The organism is Micromonospora xinjiangensis (genome assembly GCF_056150165.1).
In genome coordinates this window covers 260,779-276,755 of sequence record NZ_JAXCFO010000004.1, presented here as the reverse complement: position 1 = coordinate 276,755, position 15,977 = coordinate 260,779, and the positions used below count along the sequence as shown (strand labels likewise).

General features: G+C 71.7%; 17 protein-coding genes. 5 read left to right on the top strand and 12 right to left on the bottom strand.

Features of this window, described 5'->3' with window-relative positions:
• Window positions 1-26: 26 nt before the first annotated feature.
• From SM573_RS16675 to rpmB, 8 genes are all read right to left on the bottom strand, one after another.
• Window positions 27-1,007: a choice-of-anchor M domain-containing protein gene (locus tag SM573_RS16675; RefSeq protein ID WP_474616480.1), complete on the bottom strand. Its 981-nt coding sequence runs from the start codon at window positions 1,005-1,007 to the stop codon at window positions 27-29.
• Complete coding sequence (locus tag SM573_RS16670) at window positions 1,004-2,635, bottom strand: anchored repeat ABC transporter, substrate-binding protein (protein ID WP_474616711.1); 1,632 nt, start codon at window positions 2,633-2,635, stop codon at window positions 1,004-1,006. The genes SM573_RS16675 and SM573_RS16670 overlap by 4 nt, the downstream gene beginning before the upstream one ends.
• A gap of 256 nt (window positions 2,636-2,891) precedes the next feature.
• Window positions 2,892-4,478, bottom strand: coding sequence for a TIGR03773 family transporter-associated surface protein (locus SM573_RS16665; RefSeq protein ID WP_474616710.1), 1,587 nt, complete (start codon window positions 4,476-4,478; stop codon window positions 2,892-2,894).
• 130 nt (window positions 4,479-4,608) lie between these two features.
• Window positions 4,609-5,805: a WxL protein peptidoglycan domain-containing protein gene (locus tag SM573_RS16660; protein ID WP_474616709.1), complete on the bottom strand. Its 1,197-nt coding sequence runs from the start codon at window positions 5,803-5,805 to the stop codon at window positions 4,609-4,611.
• A gap of 300 nt (window positions 5,806-6,105) precedes the next feature.
• Entirely contained in the window at window positions 6,106-7,578 is a 1,473-nt protein-coding gene (locus tag SM573_RS16655) for a choice-of-anchor M domain-containing protein (protein WP_474616479.1), read from the bottom strand.
• 96 nt (window positions 7,579-7,674) lie between these two features.
• Window positions 7,675-7,980 carry a 30S ribosomal protein S14 gene (gene rpsN / locus SM573_RS16650; RefSeq protein ID WP_474610074.1) on the bottom strand — a complete coding sequence of 102 codons (306 nt, stop codon included), beginning with the start codon at window positions 7,978-7,980 and terminating at the stop codon, window positions 7,675-7,677.
• A complete protein-coding gene (gene rpmG / locus SM573_RS16645) occupies window positions 7,980-8,147 on the bottom strand; it encodes a 50S ribosomal protein L33 (protein ID WP_095565727.1) in 168 nt (55 codons plus the stop codon). Before rpmG ends, rpsN begins: the two co-directional genes overlap by 1 nt.
• Entirely contained in the window at window positions 8,147-8,383 is a 237-nt protein-coding gene (rpmB, locus tag SM573_RS16640) for a 50S ribosomal protein L28 (RefSeq protein ID WP_474610075.1), read from the bottom strand. The genes rpmG and rpmB overlap by 1 nt, the downstream gene beginning before the upstream one ends.
• Before the next feature lie 296 nt (window positions 8,384-8,679).
• On the opposite strand from rpmB, the gene SM573_RS16635 reads away from it, so the two are divergent.
• Entirely contained in the window at window positions 8,680-9,975 is a 1,296-nt protein-coding gene (locus SM573_RS16635; RefSeq protein WP_474616478.1) for a CobW family GTP-binding protein, read from the top strand.
• On the top strand, window positions 9,972-10,235 hold the full coding sequence (locus SM573_RS16630) for a type B 50S ribosomal protein L31 (RefSeq protein ID WP_474610077.1): 264 nt from the start codon (window positions 9,972-9,974) through the stop codon (window positions 10,233-10,235). The genes SM573_RS16635 and SM573_RS16630 overlap by 4 nt, the downstream gene beginning before the upstream one ends.
• Before the next feature lie 258 nt (window positions 10,236-10,493).
• Here the strand turns inward: SM573_RS16630 and SM573_RS16625 are convergent, their stop codons facing one another.
• Together SM573_RS16625 and rpmF are read right to left on the bottom strand one after the other, a co-directional pair.
• Window positions 10,494-11,729, bottom strand: coding sequence for a GTP-binding protein (locus tag SM573_RS16625; protein WP_474616477.1), 1,236 nt, complete (start codon window positions 11,727-11,729; stop codon window positions 10,494-10,496).
• Window positions 11,726-11,905 (bottom strand): 50S ribosomal protein L32, encoded by a 180-nt coding sequence (gene rpmF, locus SM573_RS16620; RefSeq protein ID WP_474616476.1) that lies wholly within the window; start codon window positions 11,903-11,905, stop codon window positions 11,726-11,728. Before rpmF ends, SM573_RS16625 begins: the two co-directional genes overlap by 4 nt.
• 258 nt (window positions 11,906-12,163) lie before the next feature.
• Between rpmF and SM573_RS16615 the strand changes: the two genes are divergently transcribed.
• The 3 genes from SM573_RS16615 (at window position 12,164) to SM573_RS16605 (ending at window position 14,165) form a co-directional block, all read left to right on the top strand.
• Window positions 12,164-12,820, top strand: a complete 657-nt coding sequence (locus SM573_RS16615) for a choice-of-anchor M domain-containing protein (protein ID WP_474616475.1) — start codon at window positions 12,164-12,166, stop codon at window positions 12,818-12,820.
• Window positions 12,821-12,825: 5 nt separating this feature from the next.
• Window positions 12,826-13,470 carry a choice-of-anchor M domain-containing protein gene (locus SM573_RS16610; protein ID WP_474616474.1) on the top strand — a complete coding sequence of 215 codons (645 nt, stop codon included), beginning with the start codon at window positions 12,826-12,828 and terminating at the stop codon, window positions 13,468-13,470.
• A gap of 287 nt (window positions 13,471-13,757) precedes the next feature.
• On the top strand, window positions 13,758-14,165 hold the full coding sequence (locus SM573_RS16605) for a Fur family transcriptional regulator (RefSeq protein ID WP_474610082.1): 408 nt from the start codon (window positions 13,758-13,760) through the stop codon (window positions 14,163-14,165).
• Window positions 14,166-14,193: 28 nt separating this feature from the next.
• On the opposite strand, the gene SM573_RS16600 is transcribed toward SM573_RS16605, so the two are convergent.
• Window positions 14,194-14,769: a hypothetical protein gene (locus SM573_RS16600; protein WP_474610083.1), complete on the bottom strand. Its 576-nt coding sequence runs from the start codon at window positions 14,767-14,769 to the stop codon at window positions 14,194-14,196.
• Window positions 14,757-15,911: an ATP-binding cassette domain-containing protein gene (locus SM573_RS16595; RefSeq protein WP_474610084.1), complete on the bottom strand. Its 1,155-nt coding sequence runs from the start codon at window positions 15,909-15,911 to the stop codon at window positions 14,757-14,759. The genes SM573_RS16600 and SM573_RS16595 overlap by 13 nt, the downstream gene beginning before the upstream one ends.
• Window positions 15,912-15,977: the final 66 nt, after the last annotated feature.

The window sequence follows — 15,977 nt, the reverse complement described above, 5'->3', positions numbered from 1 at the left end:
GTCCAACCGCTCTATCTCCAGCGCTCTCACGGTCGGTCCTCCGGCTGCGGCGTGGCGCGTTCCCGTTCGGCTCGCCGTTTCGCGTCGCGTCCTCTCAGCAGGAGAAGGAGCAGACCGACAGCGAGCACGCCGGCCGCGCCGACCAGCCCCGTGCGCAAGAGCGTCCGGGAACCGTCGGCCGGGTCGGCGACTTCCGCTCGTGGCCCGCCGGCGGGCGCCTCTCCACCCGGGACCGGGATGTCGGCCCTGGCGGCAAAGGCCTCGTCGACGCTGACACCGTCCCCGACCGCGAAGCGCAGCGTGCCGGTCGCGGAGGCCTTCTCACCGGTGATGAGGTCGGCCGAGGCCCGCACCGCGACCAGGTAGACCCCGGGCTCGGAGAACACCCAGTTCGCGTGGGTGTGGGTGTTGACCTCGGCCCAGAAGGGCTGGGCCTTCGACTCGGTGGATCGCCACAGCGGCTGCGGGTCGGAGAAGTTGCCTGACTGGAGGTACGTCGTCAGGGTCCCCGGTCCCTGCACGCCGAGCAGGGTCAGGGTGACGCCGCGGTCGATGGTCTGGATGACCCGCGGATCCTGGGTGTTCCACCCGAGCCAGACGACGTCCTGGTTCTGCGTCTGCGGCACCACGTACACGCGCGCGCCGGGGTCGACGCCGAGGAACGCGTACGCCGAATCGTCCGGAACGGTCTGCAGCGCGGCGTCGGACACGCGGAGCAGGGTCTCGTCCGGGCTGCGCCACACCGGCTTCGCCTGGGTGCCGTCGTGGATGAGCAGGCTCCACCGGTTGCCGACGTAGCGGGGGCCGATGTCGACGTGCCCGGCCGCGAGTGTCGCCCGGCCGGTGGCGAGGGGCTGGTCCGCCGCGATCGACTGGTCGAGAGCCGGTGTCGGCTCCTGGGCGACCGCGGGTGCCTGGGCAGTCGCCAGCACGATGAGCGTGGCGAGCACGCATCGGGTGATGGCGGTGGTGGCGCGGGTGCGGCGCCACGGCCGTCCTGCCGTCACTGGTGCCTCCCTTGCTCTGCCGTGGTCAGGCAGTCGCGCAGCGATTCGGCGTTGAACCGCATCATGTCCAGATAGGTGGTGACGTCGCGGTCGAAGGTGTCGCCGTAGATGGGGCAGACCCGCAGTCCCTCCTCCCGCGCCAGCTCGGTGAGAGTGGTGGCACGGGCTGCCAGGTTGGGTTCCAGGAAGACGGCGGGGATCCTCAGGTTGCGGATCGTCTCGGTGAGCCGGCGGCGGTCGGCGAGGCTCGGCTCGGTGGCGGGGTTCGGGGTGACGAAGCCGGAGATCCTGATGCCGTACGCCTGGCCCAGATAGCCGAACGCGTCATGGGTGCTGACCAGGTGGCGTCGTGACGGTGGGATCTCCGCGATGGTGTCGCGGACGTAGGTGTCGAGGCCCTCGAGCTGGGCGATGTACGCGGAGGCGTTCGCGCGGTACATGCTCGCGCCCTGTGGGTCGACGCCGATCAGCGTGTCCCGGATCAGCTCGACATAGGAGATGGCGTTACGGACGTTCTGCCACAGGTGCGGATCGATCTCGCCGTGCACGTGCTTGCCGAGCACCGCCTGCGGGAGCTGGTAGACCTGCGTGCCGGGCCGGCCGAGGAACCGGAACCGGCGGTCGCCGGGCACCTCGAGGAGCGCCTTGTTCGGCACTTCGATCACGGTGTGGGCCGGGTCGTAGACCCGCTGGCTCGCCTCGCCGCTGCCCTCCGGGTCGGCGAACAGGTAGAGCCGCCGCTCGTCCAGGTCGACGGTGATGTCGGCGTGGCCGGAGTTCAGCACCGCCGCGCCCACCATGCCCGGCACCGAATGCGGGTCCACTCCGACGGCGAAGGTGAACGACTGCTCCCCCAGGGGGATGGGTGCTGTTCGCGGGTCGACGGCCAGCCGGGCCCGCATGGTCAACCGGTAGACACCGGGCTTGGTGAACGCCCAGCTCATGTGCGTGTGCGCGTCCGGAGGAAGGGTGGCGGTGTCGTCCCGGTAGCCGTTGGTGGGGTCGAAACCATCGCCGGAGTCGACATAGAACGACGGGTTGCCGAAGGACTCGGTCAGGTATGCGAGCATCCGGCCCGGCCCGTTCCCGGCGGTGGCGCTGAGCAGCACGTCCGAGGACCGGTTCGCCCCCTGCGCGGCACCGGTGCCCCGCACGCGCATGCCCAACCAGATGCTGTCCAGCGACACGTCCTCGACCAGTGGGATGATCTCCGCGGCGTACTTCACCGCCCCCTCGGCCAGCGAGATGTTCGGTACGCCGTCACGCAGGTTGGCGTCCAGCGCCTTGATGACCGCCTGCTCCTCCAGGAGCAGGTAGTTGCTGAACGCCACGTCCGCGTAGACGACGTCGCGGATGTCCCGCAGCGACGGCTCGTAGCTGTGCGGATCGGCGCCGTCCGGCACCAACGAGTTGACGGCGACCCGGTCGCCGCCGACCCGGTTGACCAGGTCCCGCAGGATTCCGGTGGTCGTCACGACCTGGACCCGTGCGTCGTGCGCGCTCAACGCCACCTCGGACCGGCATCCGGCGGCCAGCACCGCGACCAGCAGCGGTAGCACCAGCAGCCGAAGCCGCTTGGTGAACCGGTGTGCGGACAGGCGAGCCACACCGGCGCCGACACCCGGCATCCGCACCCTTGCCCTCCCCCGACCTCTCGGCCCGGGAGACGATGAAGAGCCATCGCCTCCCGGGGCACCGAACCCTAACATGAAAATGAAACCGGTTATCGAACTCGTTCTCGCCGTGGGTGGCCCGTCACCAGGCCGCCCCGCACTCCCCTCGGTCCTCGGGGGAGGGTCGGTCGGTGCCGTCCTCCAACGCCCCGGCGGTGCGGCACGCACCATGGCGGTGATCGCCTCCACGAGTGGCACCTCCGCCGTGCGGTCAGCCGCTCGCGGCGTCGGAGAGACCCGCGCGGCGGCGACGGCTCAGCAGCACCAGCAGGACCCCGACGGCGACGAGGACGACACCCGTCGCCACGGCCGTCAGCACCCATCCGGCACCGGTGCGCGGCAGGGCTCCGCCCCCGTCCTGACCGGCGCCGCCGTCATCATTCGGATCACTGTCCGCGCCACTGCCACCGCCGGAGCCGAAGCCGGCACTCGGGTCGGTGCTGTCACCGACAGCGATGGTGAGCGTCTTCGTGTCGGTGACCGCCCTGCCCGCGGTGGTGGCGCCGCTCATCTGCACCGCGAGGCGGTACAGACCGGGTTTGCTGAAGGCCCAGTTTCCGTGCGCGTGGGTGTTGAGCGGGATGCTCAACCGCTGGGGGAACGCCTTGGCGGAGTCGAACAGCACGTCGGCCTTGCCGAACGAGCCGGTCAGGAACAACGCGAACCGGCCGGGGCCGGTGACGCCCTTCAAGGTCCACGTGACGTTGCCCTTGACACCCGACACGACGGACTCGTGCTGGGTGTTCCACCCCGGCCAGACGATGCCCGCCTGCTGCGACTGCGGGAGCAGCCACACGGCGTCGCCCTGCTTGCCGAGGAAGTCGGCACCGGCGGGCACCGTGATCTTCGCGTTGTCCCTCACCTGTAGCACCACGTCGGCGGTCTCGCGCCAGACCGGAGGACTGGTCCGGTCGTCCTTGATCCGGATCGTCCAGTCGTCGCCGGCCAGTTGCGGACCCATGTCGACGTGCCCGTCGGCGATCACCTGGCGGGCCCCCGCCGACGTGGTGGCCGCCTCTCCGGCCAGCGGCGCGGCCGCGGCGGGCTGCGGCGCGGCCGCCGGCTGCGGTGCGGCGGCGGGTGCGGCAAGGGCGCGCAGCCGCTCGGTGGCTCGGGTGGCCTGCTGGCGTGGAGCCGGTGGCGGCGCCTGCTCGACCGGGCTGATCGTGGGGACGCGCACCCGGTAGCTGGCCTCGTCGCTGACCTCCTGGCCGGAGCGCAGGGTGGCCGAGGCGGTCAGGGTCAGCCGGTAGTCGCCGGCCGCGTCGAAGGCCCAGACCACCGCACCGGTACGCCTCCCGGCCGGTAGCTGCACCGTGCGCGTCAGGTCCGGACCGCTGCCGAAGAGCACCGTCGCGGTACCGAGGCCGGACAGGGCATAGGCGGTGAAGGTTCCCGGCCCCTCGACCGAGCGCAGGGTGAGGGCCACCGTGTCGTCGGTGACGACGCCGGGGCGTACGCCGGTGGTGTCCAGGGCTGGGAACCCGGTGTCGCCGGTGGACAGCGACCACACGGCGTGCCCCGGCGCGCCGAGGAAGGCGAGGGCCTTGCCGGGCGGCACCCGGCCGGCCAGGCCGCCGTCCGGGCCGAGCACCACCTCGGCCGGGTCACGCCCGGCCGCACCGCGGGCTGCCTGCGCGGCCTCCCGGATGCGCAGGGACATCGAGTCACCGTCGAGGGCGACGGAGACCAGATCCGCGCCGGCAGCGGTGACCGGGGACGGTTCCGCCGCCGCCGGGGCGGCACCTGCGGTCAGCGCCAGTACGGCGACGGCGAGGCCGGCGGCGCCGGCACGCATGGTTCTCATCCTCATTCTCTGCTCCCCAGGCGGCTTCGTCGTCGATCGGTGGAGTCGCGTCGCGGTGACGTGCCGGGTGACGTCGCCGCCCGACGCGAGCGGGAGGGCCGGGACGGCTGCTGTAGCCGTGTCATTGCTCGCCCATGCGGTCGGTGTCCGGTTGCCGGTCGCGGCCCTGGTCGGAACGTCCGCGATCCGGCACCGGACGCTCGGGGACGGTCTCGCCGTCCGTGCCGACTGCCGGCTGCGCTCTGGTCTCGGCGGGAGCCGAGTCCGGTTGGCCGTCGGTGGCCCGGCGCATCTCAAGGCCGGCCTGTGCGCGGCCTTCCTCCCGGGCGGCGGCCACCGCGCGGGCGAGCTGCCGCGCTCGCCGCCGTCTGGCCGCGAGCAGCGCCCAGCCGGCGAGGGCGAACAGGGTCAGCAGGACCAGCTGTGGCCAGGGAACCGCCCAGATGGAGGCGCGCGCCGTGTCGACCGCCGGCGCCGGGTCGAGGGGCAGGCCGTCCACGGCGGTCGGGGTGACGGCCGCGGTCGCGCTGAGCCGGAACAGCGGTGGCACGTCCCTCATGCGTACGGTGGTGCGCAGTGCACCGCCGGGAAGGATCTCCGGGAGGGCCGCCGCCTCCACGGACCGCCGGGCGAGGCCGAACGGGCCGGCGACGCCGAACGTCGGCCGCCCGGTGAGCCGCACGTTGCCGGTGTTGCGGACGGTGAACGTGGCGGTGAGTGCGCCGCCGGCGAAGGGGTTGACGGAGCCGGTGTGCCGTACCCGGAGGTCCTCGATGGTCAGCGCCGGCTGCGGCTCACCGGTGACCCGCAGGTAGATCCGCGCGCCGACTCGATGTTCGACGGAGACCTGGTTGCCCTGGGCGTCCGCCGCCGTGGCGGCGAGCGCGGCGACGATGCCCCCGGCGTGGTCCCCCGGCGTGGCGTCGGCCGGCACGGTGACCGTGAAGGGGACGTCCAGGCGAGATGTCGACGGGATGGTCAGGGTGGTGCGCGCGAGGCGGACCCACGCGCCGACGTCGGTGGGCTGTCGACCGCCGGCCAGCAGGTCGAACCCGCCCTGCGGGGTGGTGAACGCGTCGCTGGCGTAGAGGTTGAGGGTGAGCGGACGCGTCGAGTGGTTGGTGACCGCGACGTAGTCGGTCAGGGTGGCGCCGGGGTCGAGCTTGTAGGTGAACGCCGGGCGGCCGTTCGGGCCCTTCGCGCTCGACGGCGCTACTCCCCAGGTCGCGGCGGCCGGCGGCGGCGTCGGCGCGGCGGGGTTGGCGGGTGGTGTCTGTGGTGCTGTCGCGGTGGCGGAGGGGGCAGGCGCGGCCAGCACGCGGCCGTTTCGTTCCGTGGTGACTGCGCTGTGGGGTCGCGTGGTGGGCGTTGCCGCCGTGGGCGGGGGCGTGCTCGCCGCGCGCCCGAACGAGGCGGTAGCTGCCGGCGCCGCGACGAGCGGGGGCGGGCCGAGCAGGGCGATGCCGGTGGCGATGACAGCGAGCAGGCGCATGGCGGAGGTGGTGTCCGTTCCTGAGGGTGCGAGGGGGGCGGGGGTGGGCGGACCGCGCGACGGCCCGCTCACCCCGCGACGTCCGGTGGCCGGATCGGATCCGGGCCACCGGACGGGGTCGGGCGATCAGATCGCGGTGAGGGTGAGAGTGGCGGTGTAGGTGCCCGCGGCCGTCTCGGTCGGCAGGCTCAGCCGCAGGCCCGCGCCCAGCTGTGCGGTGCCCCGTCCGGCGCCGTTCGCCGCCGAGCCCAGCACCGCGCTGTTGCCGAGGCCACCGCCGGCCCCCACCGTGTACGGCGCCACCTCCGGGCCGGCCACCACGCCCTGGCCGGAGCCCTGAGTGATCAGCCGGGGGCTCCAGCCGAGATATCCGGCGCTGAAGGTCGCACCGTCCGGGCCGGTGAAGTCCGCCGGGACCTGCCCGGAGGCGCTCCAGCCCGGCTGACCCGCGCGGGTGTCGGTCACCGTGACCGGCCTCAGCTCGCCGGTGCTCTCCCACCGGTCACCGGCGGGGTTGAGCTGCGCGGGTGGCAACACCACGGCGCGGTCGTCCGGGTCGACACTGATCACGAGCGAGCCCTGCGTCTCGTCGATCGACGCCGTGATCGTCTGGGACGCGCCGGGGTTCTCCGGCGGAAACGCCACCCAGAGGGTCGCCGGCTCGCTCGTGGCGACCACCGCGTGATCGTCGTCGTAGAGCTTGACCACGTACTCGCAGGAGTTCAGTTGCCGGGTCGCGGTGAACGAGTAACTCGCGCCCGCCTCACCCGGGATGATCGTCCAGTCGTCGGCGCCGGGGCACTTGCTGAACCAGTGGTAGTGATCCAGCTCGGTCTGCGGCGTCTGCACGGCGTTGAGCGTCACCGTGTCGTTGGGCTGGTACTCGTCGGCCATGCCGCTGATCGACAGGCCGACCTCTGGTCCGCCGCCGGAGGGCTCCCCCACGACGAACGAGTACGCGACCGGTCCCGTGCTGACCGTCGTGCCGTCGGTCAGCGTCGCATCGGCCTGGAACCTCAGGGTGTAGCTGCCCAACGCGCTGAACGCCCAGTTCGAGTGCGCGTGGGTGCGTACCGGCACGTCGATCGCGTCCGGCAGCCCGTCGTCACCGCGGAACTTGATGATCGGACCGCCGAACGCATCCTGGGTGAACAGCGTGACGTTGCCCGGCCCCTGCACGTCGACCAGGCTCAGCCGCACCTGGTCACCCGCGAACACGCCGGAGTCGAGCGTCGTGGTGTTCCATCCCGGCCAGAGCAGATCCGGGTCCTGCGTCATCGGCAGCAGCCAGACCTGGCTCCCCACCGGCCCCAGGAACGCGAACCGGGGATCGTCCGGAACGGCCATCGCCGCCTCCGGCAGAACCTGGAACGTCACGTCCGCCGGATCCCGCGTCACCGATGGGCTGACCGTGTCGTCGTGGACCTTCAACGACAACGCGCCGCCTTCGTAGTGCACGTCGACCGCGTCGGTGTGCCCCTTGGACAGCACCACGCGCTGCGCGGCCGACGCGACGGCGGGCGCCAGCACGGTGCCGGCGACCACCACCGCCCCGGCCATCAGGGCCGCGAAACCGCGCGCCCTCAACGTCGCATTCATACCTCCCCTTTCACACCGCGCGCACGTGCGCGCGGTAGTACCTGTGGCGAGCGTTGCCCAGGCTTCGCCTGCTCCCGCCCGCGTCGGCCGCCCTCGTCACCACGACGCCTTGCGGATTCCGGGCAGTTCGCCCCGCAGGGCCAGCTCCCGGAACCGCACCCTGGACAGCCCGAAACGGGTCAGCACGCCACGCGGACGCCCGTCGATCTGGTCGCGGGAACGCAGGCGCACCGGGCTCGCGTCGCGGGGCAGCCGGCTGAGTCGCCGGACGGCTTCGGCGCGGACCGCGGGATCGGTGTCGGGGTGGCCGACGAGGCGCTTCAGCTCGGCTCTCGCCGCGGCGTGCCGCGCCACGAGCTCCGCGCGACGCGCCTGCCGGTTGCCGAGACTCCTGCGCGCCATCAGCGCGCCTCTCGGAACTCGACGTGGCGCCGAACGATCGGGTCGTACTTGCGCAGGACCAGGCGGTCCGGATCGTTGCGGCGGTTCTTGCGGGTCACATAGGTGTAGCCGGTTCCCGCAGTGCTGCGCAGCCGCACGATCGGGCGTACGTCGGTCTGACGGGCCATCAGAGCTTCACTCCTCGACTCCGCAGCTCGGCGACGACCTTCTCGATCCCCTTGCGGTCCACAATCCTCAGCGCCTTCGCGGTGAGGGTGAGACTCACCCACCGCCGCTCGGACGGCAGCCAGTAACGGTGGTTCTGCAGGTTCGGGTTCCAGCGGCGACGGGTGCGCCGGTGGGAATGGGACACGGCGTTGCCGAAACTCGGCTGCGCGCCGGTGACGTCACAACGTCTGGACACAGTGACCGTTCCTCCTCGGGACCTAACGATAACGACAACGGTTTTCAGTTCTACATCAGCCGTTCGGCCAGAGCGGCACCGGGGCGCCAACGGTCTCCATCGAGCGGTCCCGCCGAGGCGACAGCCGACCGCGCGACGGACACCGCACCAGCTGCCCGGCCAACCCGATCCGAGCGATGAGCACCCCGCCGACCTGCGGCGACCAGCCGGCACTCGACCTCGGACCCACCGCTCGCGCCCGCGTCGGGCGCCTGTTTAGAATGACAATCGTTTTCAGTTACGTCGAGAGGAACACCATGTCGTCGTCACCACAGGCCCCGGCCCACGCCGTGGCAGCCGACGCCGATACCCGCCCGTCGCTGACCGTGCTGTCCGGATTCTGGCCGGCGGCGACCTTCGCCATCGCCCGCGCACTGCTCGCCGCCGACCCGTCGTTGCTGCTGCTCCGCCACGACCTCACCGGGCTCCGCGACGGGGTCGTTCGCCGGGTGGTCCGCACCGGCACCGGCATCGTCGAGGACGAGCGGGTGAGCCTGCGGCACGGCTGCGTCTCCTGCACCCTGCGAGAGGACGTGCTGCCCGCCCTCGTCCGGCTCGCCCGCGGCAACCCCGGCCGTGACCTGGTGCTCATGCTGCCCGAAGTCGTGGAACCGGAAGCGGTCGCCGCCGCCTGCACCTCCTGCCTGGTTGACGGCGCCCCGATCACCGACCTGATCCGCGTCGACTCGTACGTCACCGTCCTCGACGCCGAACACCTGCTCGACGCCCTCGCCAGCACCGACGACCTCGCCGCGCTCGGCATCCAGGCGAGCGACGACGACCACCGGGCGCTGGCGGACGTCGTGGTACGGCAGATCGAGTACGCCGACACCCTGGTCCTGTGGGGCCAGTCCCCCGACGGGGCCTTCGACACCAGCAGGTTGAGGGTGCTGTTGGAGCGCATGGCCCCGTGGGCGGCGCACTTCCGGGTCGATGGCGAGCGCGTCGACGCCGACGCACTCACCCGCCAGCTACGCCACACCCACCGGCACCGACCGGAGACCCCCGGGATCCTCGCGCGGGGCCTGCAGGGATACGCCCTGGGCGCGCACGAGCCGGAGGCCGACTGCGGCGTGGTGTCCACCGTCTTCCGCGCCCGCCGCCCGTTCCATCCCCAGCGGCTGCACGACGTCCTGGAGGACCTCAACGCCGAGATGATCCGCTCTCGTGGCCATCTCTGGCTCGCGAGCCAGCCGGACACCGTCGTCGCGTGGGAGTTCGCCGGCGGCGGACTGGCGATGGGATCCCTCGGGCACTGGCTGGTCAGCCTCCCCGAGGACCGGTGGGAGCACGTCTGCGACCAGCGCCGGCTCGCCGCCGCCCTGGAGTGGGATCCCTACTACGGCGATCGGCACCAGCACCTCGTCTTCATCGGCCTCGACGTCGACCCCGTCGCGCTGCGGCGCACCCTCACCGCCTGCCTGCTCACCGACGCCGAACTCGCCGACGGCGAGGAGACGTGGCGCACCTACCCCGACCCGTTCGCCGGATGCTTCCCCCTCGCGGCGGAAGAACTGATCGACACTGACACCGAAGGAGCTCAACCCGCGTGAAGCCCGGAATCCACCCCGAGTACCGGCCCGTCGTCTACCGCGACAAGGGCGCCGACTTCGCCTTCCTGACCCGATCGACCGCCACCAGCGACCAGACCGTCGAGTGGACCGACGGCAACACCTACCCTGTCATCGACGTCCAGATCTCCTCCGCGAGTCACCCCTTCTGGACGGGCAAGCAGCGCCTGCTCGACACCGCCGGTCGGGTCGAGAAGTTCCGCAACAAGTACGCCCGCCGCGGGGCGGAGGGCAAGCGGTGACACGCCCCCCGAAGGGCACCAGGCAGGCGGCCCAGGCGGCCGACACCGCGGTGGGGACCGGGCCTGGCTTCTGACGATCGATCGTGAGCTGGCCGGCCGGGCCGGCCAGCTCACGATCGACAGCTTGCCGGACGCTGCCGGGGTTACCCGGCGGAGCTGTGGCCCCGGCCGCGCGACGACCCGTCGAATCACCGGGATGACGCCTGCGGTCGGAGCCGCGCCGCCGGGGCCACCTACCCGGCGCCTCGCGGCAGCGGGTCAGGGCGTGATGGCGGCGACGGCGTGCCCGTGCTCGTGCGGGTCGCCGAGATCCCACTCGGGGAACGGGTCCGGGAGCTGCCGCCAGGCGTCGGGACCGGCGGCGCTCTCCGCGTCGGTGAGCAGGCACCGGTGCAGTGCCGCACGGAGACCGTCGGCGTCGAGGTCGACTCCGATGAGCACGAGCTCCTGCTGCCGGTCGCCGAAGTCCGGATGCCAACGGGCGCGCAGTTCCTCGCGTTCCCGCGGGTCGTCCGGCCACTCGCCGGACACGACCACGGGAACGCCCAGCGGGTCGCACCGGCCCGACGGGCCGGCCTGCGACCACAACGCCTGCACGGCCGGCCGGCTCGCGAGCCAGAGGAAGCCCTTGGAGCGCAGGACGCCGAACTCCGCCAGGCGACCGGTGAGCAGGTCCCACAGTCGCTGGGGATGGAATGGTCGATGGTCACGGAAGACGATGCTGGAGATGCCGTACTCGATCGTCTCCGGAACGTGCTCGCCGTTGAGTTCCGCGACCCAGCCCGGGGCGGTCTCCGCACGGTCGAGATCGAAGCGGCCGGTGTGCAGGATCTCCGCCGGAGGCACCCGGCCGTACGCGGCCCGGATCCGACGGGCACCCGGGTTGAGCCGGGTGATCAGCGCCTCGACCCGCTCCAGGTCCCCAACGCCCACCAGGTCGGTCTTGTTGACCACGATCACGTCGGCGAATTCGATCTGGTCGACGAGCAGGTCGGCGATGGTGCGATCGTCGCCGTCGTAGGCCGACAACCCTCGTTCTTCCAGGGACTCTCCGGCCGCGATCTGCGCCAGCACGCCGGCGGCGTCCACGACGGTGACGGTGGTGTCCAGCCGGGCGAGGTCGTCGAGCACCTGCCCGTCCTCCACTCCGAAGGCGAAGGTGGCGGCCACCGGCATCGGCTCGGAGATGCCGCTGGACTCGATCAGCAGGTAGTCGAAGCGGCCCAGACGGGCCAGCCGGACGACCTCGTCGAGCAGGTCGTCGCGCAGAGTGCAGCAGATGCAGCCGTTGGTCAGCTCGACCAGCCGCTCCTCCGTCCGGGACAGCGCGCCACCGTCGCGGATCAAAAAGGCATCGATGTTGACCTCGCTCATGTCGTTGACGATCACCGCCACGCGCAGCCCGTCGCGGTTGGCGAGAACGTGGTTGAGCAGGCTGGTCTTGCCGGCGCCGAGGAAGCCGGAGAGCACCGTGACCGGCAGCCGCCCGGTCACGGTACGTCCACCACCTGCCGGCCGCGGTAGAGGCCGCAGTGGCCGCAGGCACGGTGGGGAACCACCGGCTCGGTGCGGGGGCAGGGGCAGGGAACGGTCGGCGGGAGCGTCGCCTTCCACCGGGCTCGACGGTGGCGGGTGTTGGACCGGGACGTTCTGCGCTTCGGTACGGCCATGAGGGATCTCCTTGTACGAGGTCACCTACACGATAATGGTTCTCGTTTTCACATCGGTTCCGGGGTGCGCCGGAGAGGCGTGTCCCGCCATGTCGCCGCGAAGCGGTGACCGAACGCCCCCGCGGCCGGCAGGCAGCTGGCACGGAACACCCGCGGGGCGAGCGGTTCCCGCCACCCCTGTTGCGGCTTATCCGAAACGGGTATCGTTTTCATTAAGTGCCGGTCCACTGGGGATCGGTGCGAGAGAGGAGCCCCCTCGTGCGTAGAACCCTGCGCCACGTACTGGCGCCGGCCGTCCTGGGCCTGACCCTGGTCGCGACCGCCCTGCCCGCACAAGCCGCCACGACGCCCCCCGTGGTGTTCCGCACCGGCCACCTCGACGTCGTCGACGTCGCCTACGAGGCCGGCGAGCTGGAGATCGGCGTCCACGACGAGGACAACGACGTCGAGTACGCCAGCGACGAGGTCAGGCTGGTCGTCAAGCGCCAGGCCAAGGTGACCGTCCCGGCGGACCCCGCCTTCGCGTTCCTGGGCACCCCGGGCGCCAGCACGGTCTGGATCCTGCCGGAGATTCAGAACGCCGACCTGATCTGGCCGGGCATCGCCGCCGAGGAGGTCGAACCCGGCATCTTCGCCGGCGACTCGCTGACGCTGTCCGTCCGGTCGGTCATCGGCCCGGGCCAGCTCGCCGTCTACACCGAGAACGCGGTCGGACAACCGATTGTCCTGGCCGACAGCGGAGACGGTCTGCCCGACTCCATCAACCTGACGGCCGGCGACCACACGCACGCCAACTGGGCGTTCGACGAGGCCGGCACCTACCGGGTGACCGTGCGCGCCACCGGCGTGGTGGCGGCCACCGGCGAGCGGGTCACCTCCGCACCGGCCACTGTCCACTTCACCGTGAAGGAGTGAGCGCCATGCGAAATCACCACCGGTTCCTCGCGGGTCTCGCCCTGACCGCCGCGCTCATCGTCGGCACCGCGACGTCCGCCACCGCCGCTCCGGTGGTGCTCTCCGCTGGTCACGTCGACGCCATCGACGTCGACTACGCCGCCGGCGCGCTCACCGTCAACGTCCTCGACGGCACGGGCGGCACCGACGTCGAACGCGATCCGACCGACGTGATCTTCCGGGTGCCGGCCACCGCGAAGACGAGTGTGCCGTCCGGAACCGCCTGGTCGTTCCTCGGCACCGGGGGCCAGGCGTGGGTCCTGCCCCAGTCCAGCACCCCCGGCCTGCTCTGGGCCGGCTGGAACACCACCGAGGTACCCTCCGGGGTCTTCCAGAACAACCGGGTCACGTTCACGCTCACCAGCGTGTCCGGCCCAGCCGGCTTCAGCGTCTACACCGTCTCGGGCGGCACTCCGAGCGTGCTGTTCGACAGTGGGAACGGCCTGCCCGACAACCTCACCGTCAACCGCAACACCCATGCCCACGTCAACTGGGGCTTCGACGCGGCCGGCACGTACGCCGTCACCTTCGAGGTCACCGGCAAGCTCGCCGCCGATGGGAGCACCGTCAGCTCCGGGGCCAAGACCTTCACCTTCGAAGTCCTTGCCTGATTCGTTCCACCGCACCTGAGCCGGGCACCACGTCGTGAGCCACGGCGTCTGTGCCGCGGTGGAGCCGGTCGGCGCGGCGCCGTCTGCGTACGCCGCGCCGACCGGACTCGACCCGCCCGCCGGCGACGACCAGCGAACGCGGGAGACCACCCCCGCGACTCCCGTTGGAAGTGGTTACCATTATCTTTTCCGCCGACGAACGTGGCACCTGCGGTGGGCGGACCGGGAGGTCGTGGTGGCCGCCACGCTCCTCCAGACAGGGCCACGCGGGCCTGAAGGGCGTGGCGATGACCCAGATGCCGCCGGGCGTCGGCCGCAACACCCGGCAGCGGGCCGAGGTGAGGGCACTGTTGGAGGAGTCCGATGAGTTCCGCAGCGCTCAACGGCTGCACTCGGAGCTACGCTCCCGCAACGTCGCGATCGGCCTGACCACCGTCTACCGCACGCTGCAGGCACTGGTCGAAGCCGGTGAGATCGACAGCATGCGCCTACCCAACGGCGAGCAGCTGTTCCGCCGGTGCAGCCGCACCCGCCACCATCACCTGGTCTGCCGTCTCTGCGCGCGTACCGTCGAGGTCACCGGGCCGACGGTCGAGGTCTGGGCGGACCGGACGGCGGCTCGACACGGTTTCACCGACATCAACCACACCTTGGAGATCTTTGGCGTCTGCGCGGCCTGTGCGGGTGGTGGTTGAGAGTTCCGGGTCCCCGTCTCACGAGCCGTCAGCCGCCCGACCCTTCGGCCTCTCCGTCGGGCGACATGTGCCCAGGTCCCCCACCGTTGTCGAGATGCACGTGCTGATGGCCCAGTCCGGCGTCGATGTTGATCTGGTCGAGCTGGGTCGCCGCCACAGACCATGTCGCCGCGGCGAGGTCGGCCTGCCGTGCCGCCAGCGCCAGGTGGTCCTTGCGGCCGCCAGTCGGGCCGCCCGAAGCCAACGCGACGGAGTCGACGGCGACGGCCGCCTGTTCGACGGCGCTTCTCAGGCCGCCGCGCGCGACGTTGGTCGCCGTCGTGCCGGACGGGGGGTTCGCAAACTGCTCGGTCAACTGGCGTACCGTCTGCTGCCAATCGCGGACCCTGCGGGCCTCGGGAATGCCTCCCGCCTCGGATTCCTGCCGGATCGCCAGCAGGATCGGCGCGAGCTGTTCACCAGTCCGACGCGCGATCTCGGTCAGTTCGACGATCTGCTGAACGTCGCGCTTGGCCTCGGCTTCCCGCATCTCCGCGACGCTCGCCTCGACGGCGGTCGGTTGCCCCACGGAGAAGCCGATCAGGCCGCCGATCACTCCGGACATGAGCGCCGCAGTGGCGGCCCCGACCAGGAGTCGCACCCGGTAGCGCCGCTGTCGGCCCGGTCGTTCGAGCAGGTAGGAGGGCTTACCGGTACGACGTGACATGAAGGGCTCTCCTGTCGATGGCGCTGGCTCGGAGAGTAGTCCTTTCTGTCACACCCGTCGATAGCTATCGTTGCCGCCTCCTCACTTTCGCTCGGCCAGACGAAAGCTGACCGCCGCACCCGCCCCGTGGTGTGCCCGTAGCCCATCTTCTCGTTGTCACGCGGAGCCCGCCCCGGTGCGACCTCGTGTGCGGTCACCTCGACAGCGCGGCGCAGCTCGGCGAGCTCCTCCTGCTCCTCGGTGAAGCGGCGCTGCCAGCGTTCCCGCTCAGCCCGCTTGGCGGCCTGGTAGTCGGTGTAGTTGCCGCCGTAGCGGGTCGGACCGTCGACGGCGGGATCGAGGTCGATCAGATCCGTGCAGACCGCGTCGAGGAACGCCCGGTCGTGACTGGCTACCACCACGGCCCCGGGCAGGGCACGGAGCTGCTCCTCGAGGAAGGCGGCGGCGTCGTCGTCCAGATGGTTGGTGGGCTCGTCGAGCAGCAGCGCCGCGGGCCGCCGTACCAGGAGGGCGGCCAACGCGACCCGTCCGCGCTGGCCGCCGGACAGGGACGCGAGCGGGCGGTCGTGTGCGAGCGCCCCGAGGCCGAGCCCGGCCAGCATCATCTCGGCACGCCGGTCGGCGTCCCAGGCGTCGCTGGCCTGTGCCCGGTCGAGCCGATCGCCGTACGCGCGGAGCAGGTCGGCGTACTCCGGCGCGTCCTGCGGCGTGTCGGCCAGCGCGCCGCTGAGCCGGTCCAGCTCGGCGAGATCCGCGCGCGCCTCGCGCAGCGCGTCGTCGAGCACGGCGGCGATCGTCGCGGACGGGTCGAAGGGCATCTCCTGGTGCAGGAAGCCCAGCTCCGCCGGGCGGACGACGGTACCGGCGTCGGGCTCGTCCACCCCGGCGAGCAGCCGCAGCAGAGTGGACTTACCGGTCCCGTTCTCCCCGATCAGCCCGATCCGCTGGCCGGGTGCGGCGGTGAGGGACACGCCGTCGAGCACCCGGCGGGTACCGAGCGTGCGGACCAGATCGTGGGCGAGCAGGGCGGAAGTGGACATGCGACACACACCATCATCGGAATCGTCGTCGTCCCCGCGGGCGAGAGCCGCATGCGGGGCGTGGGA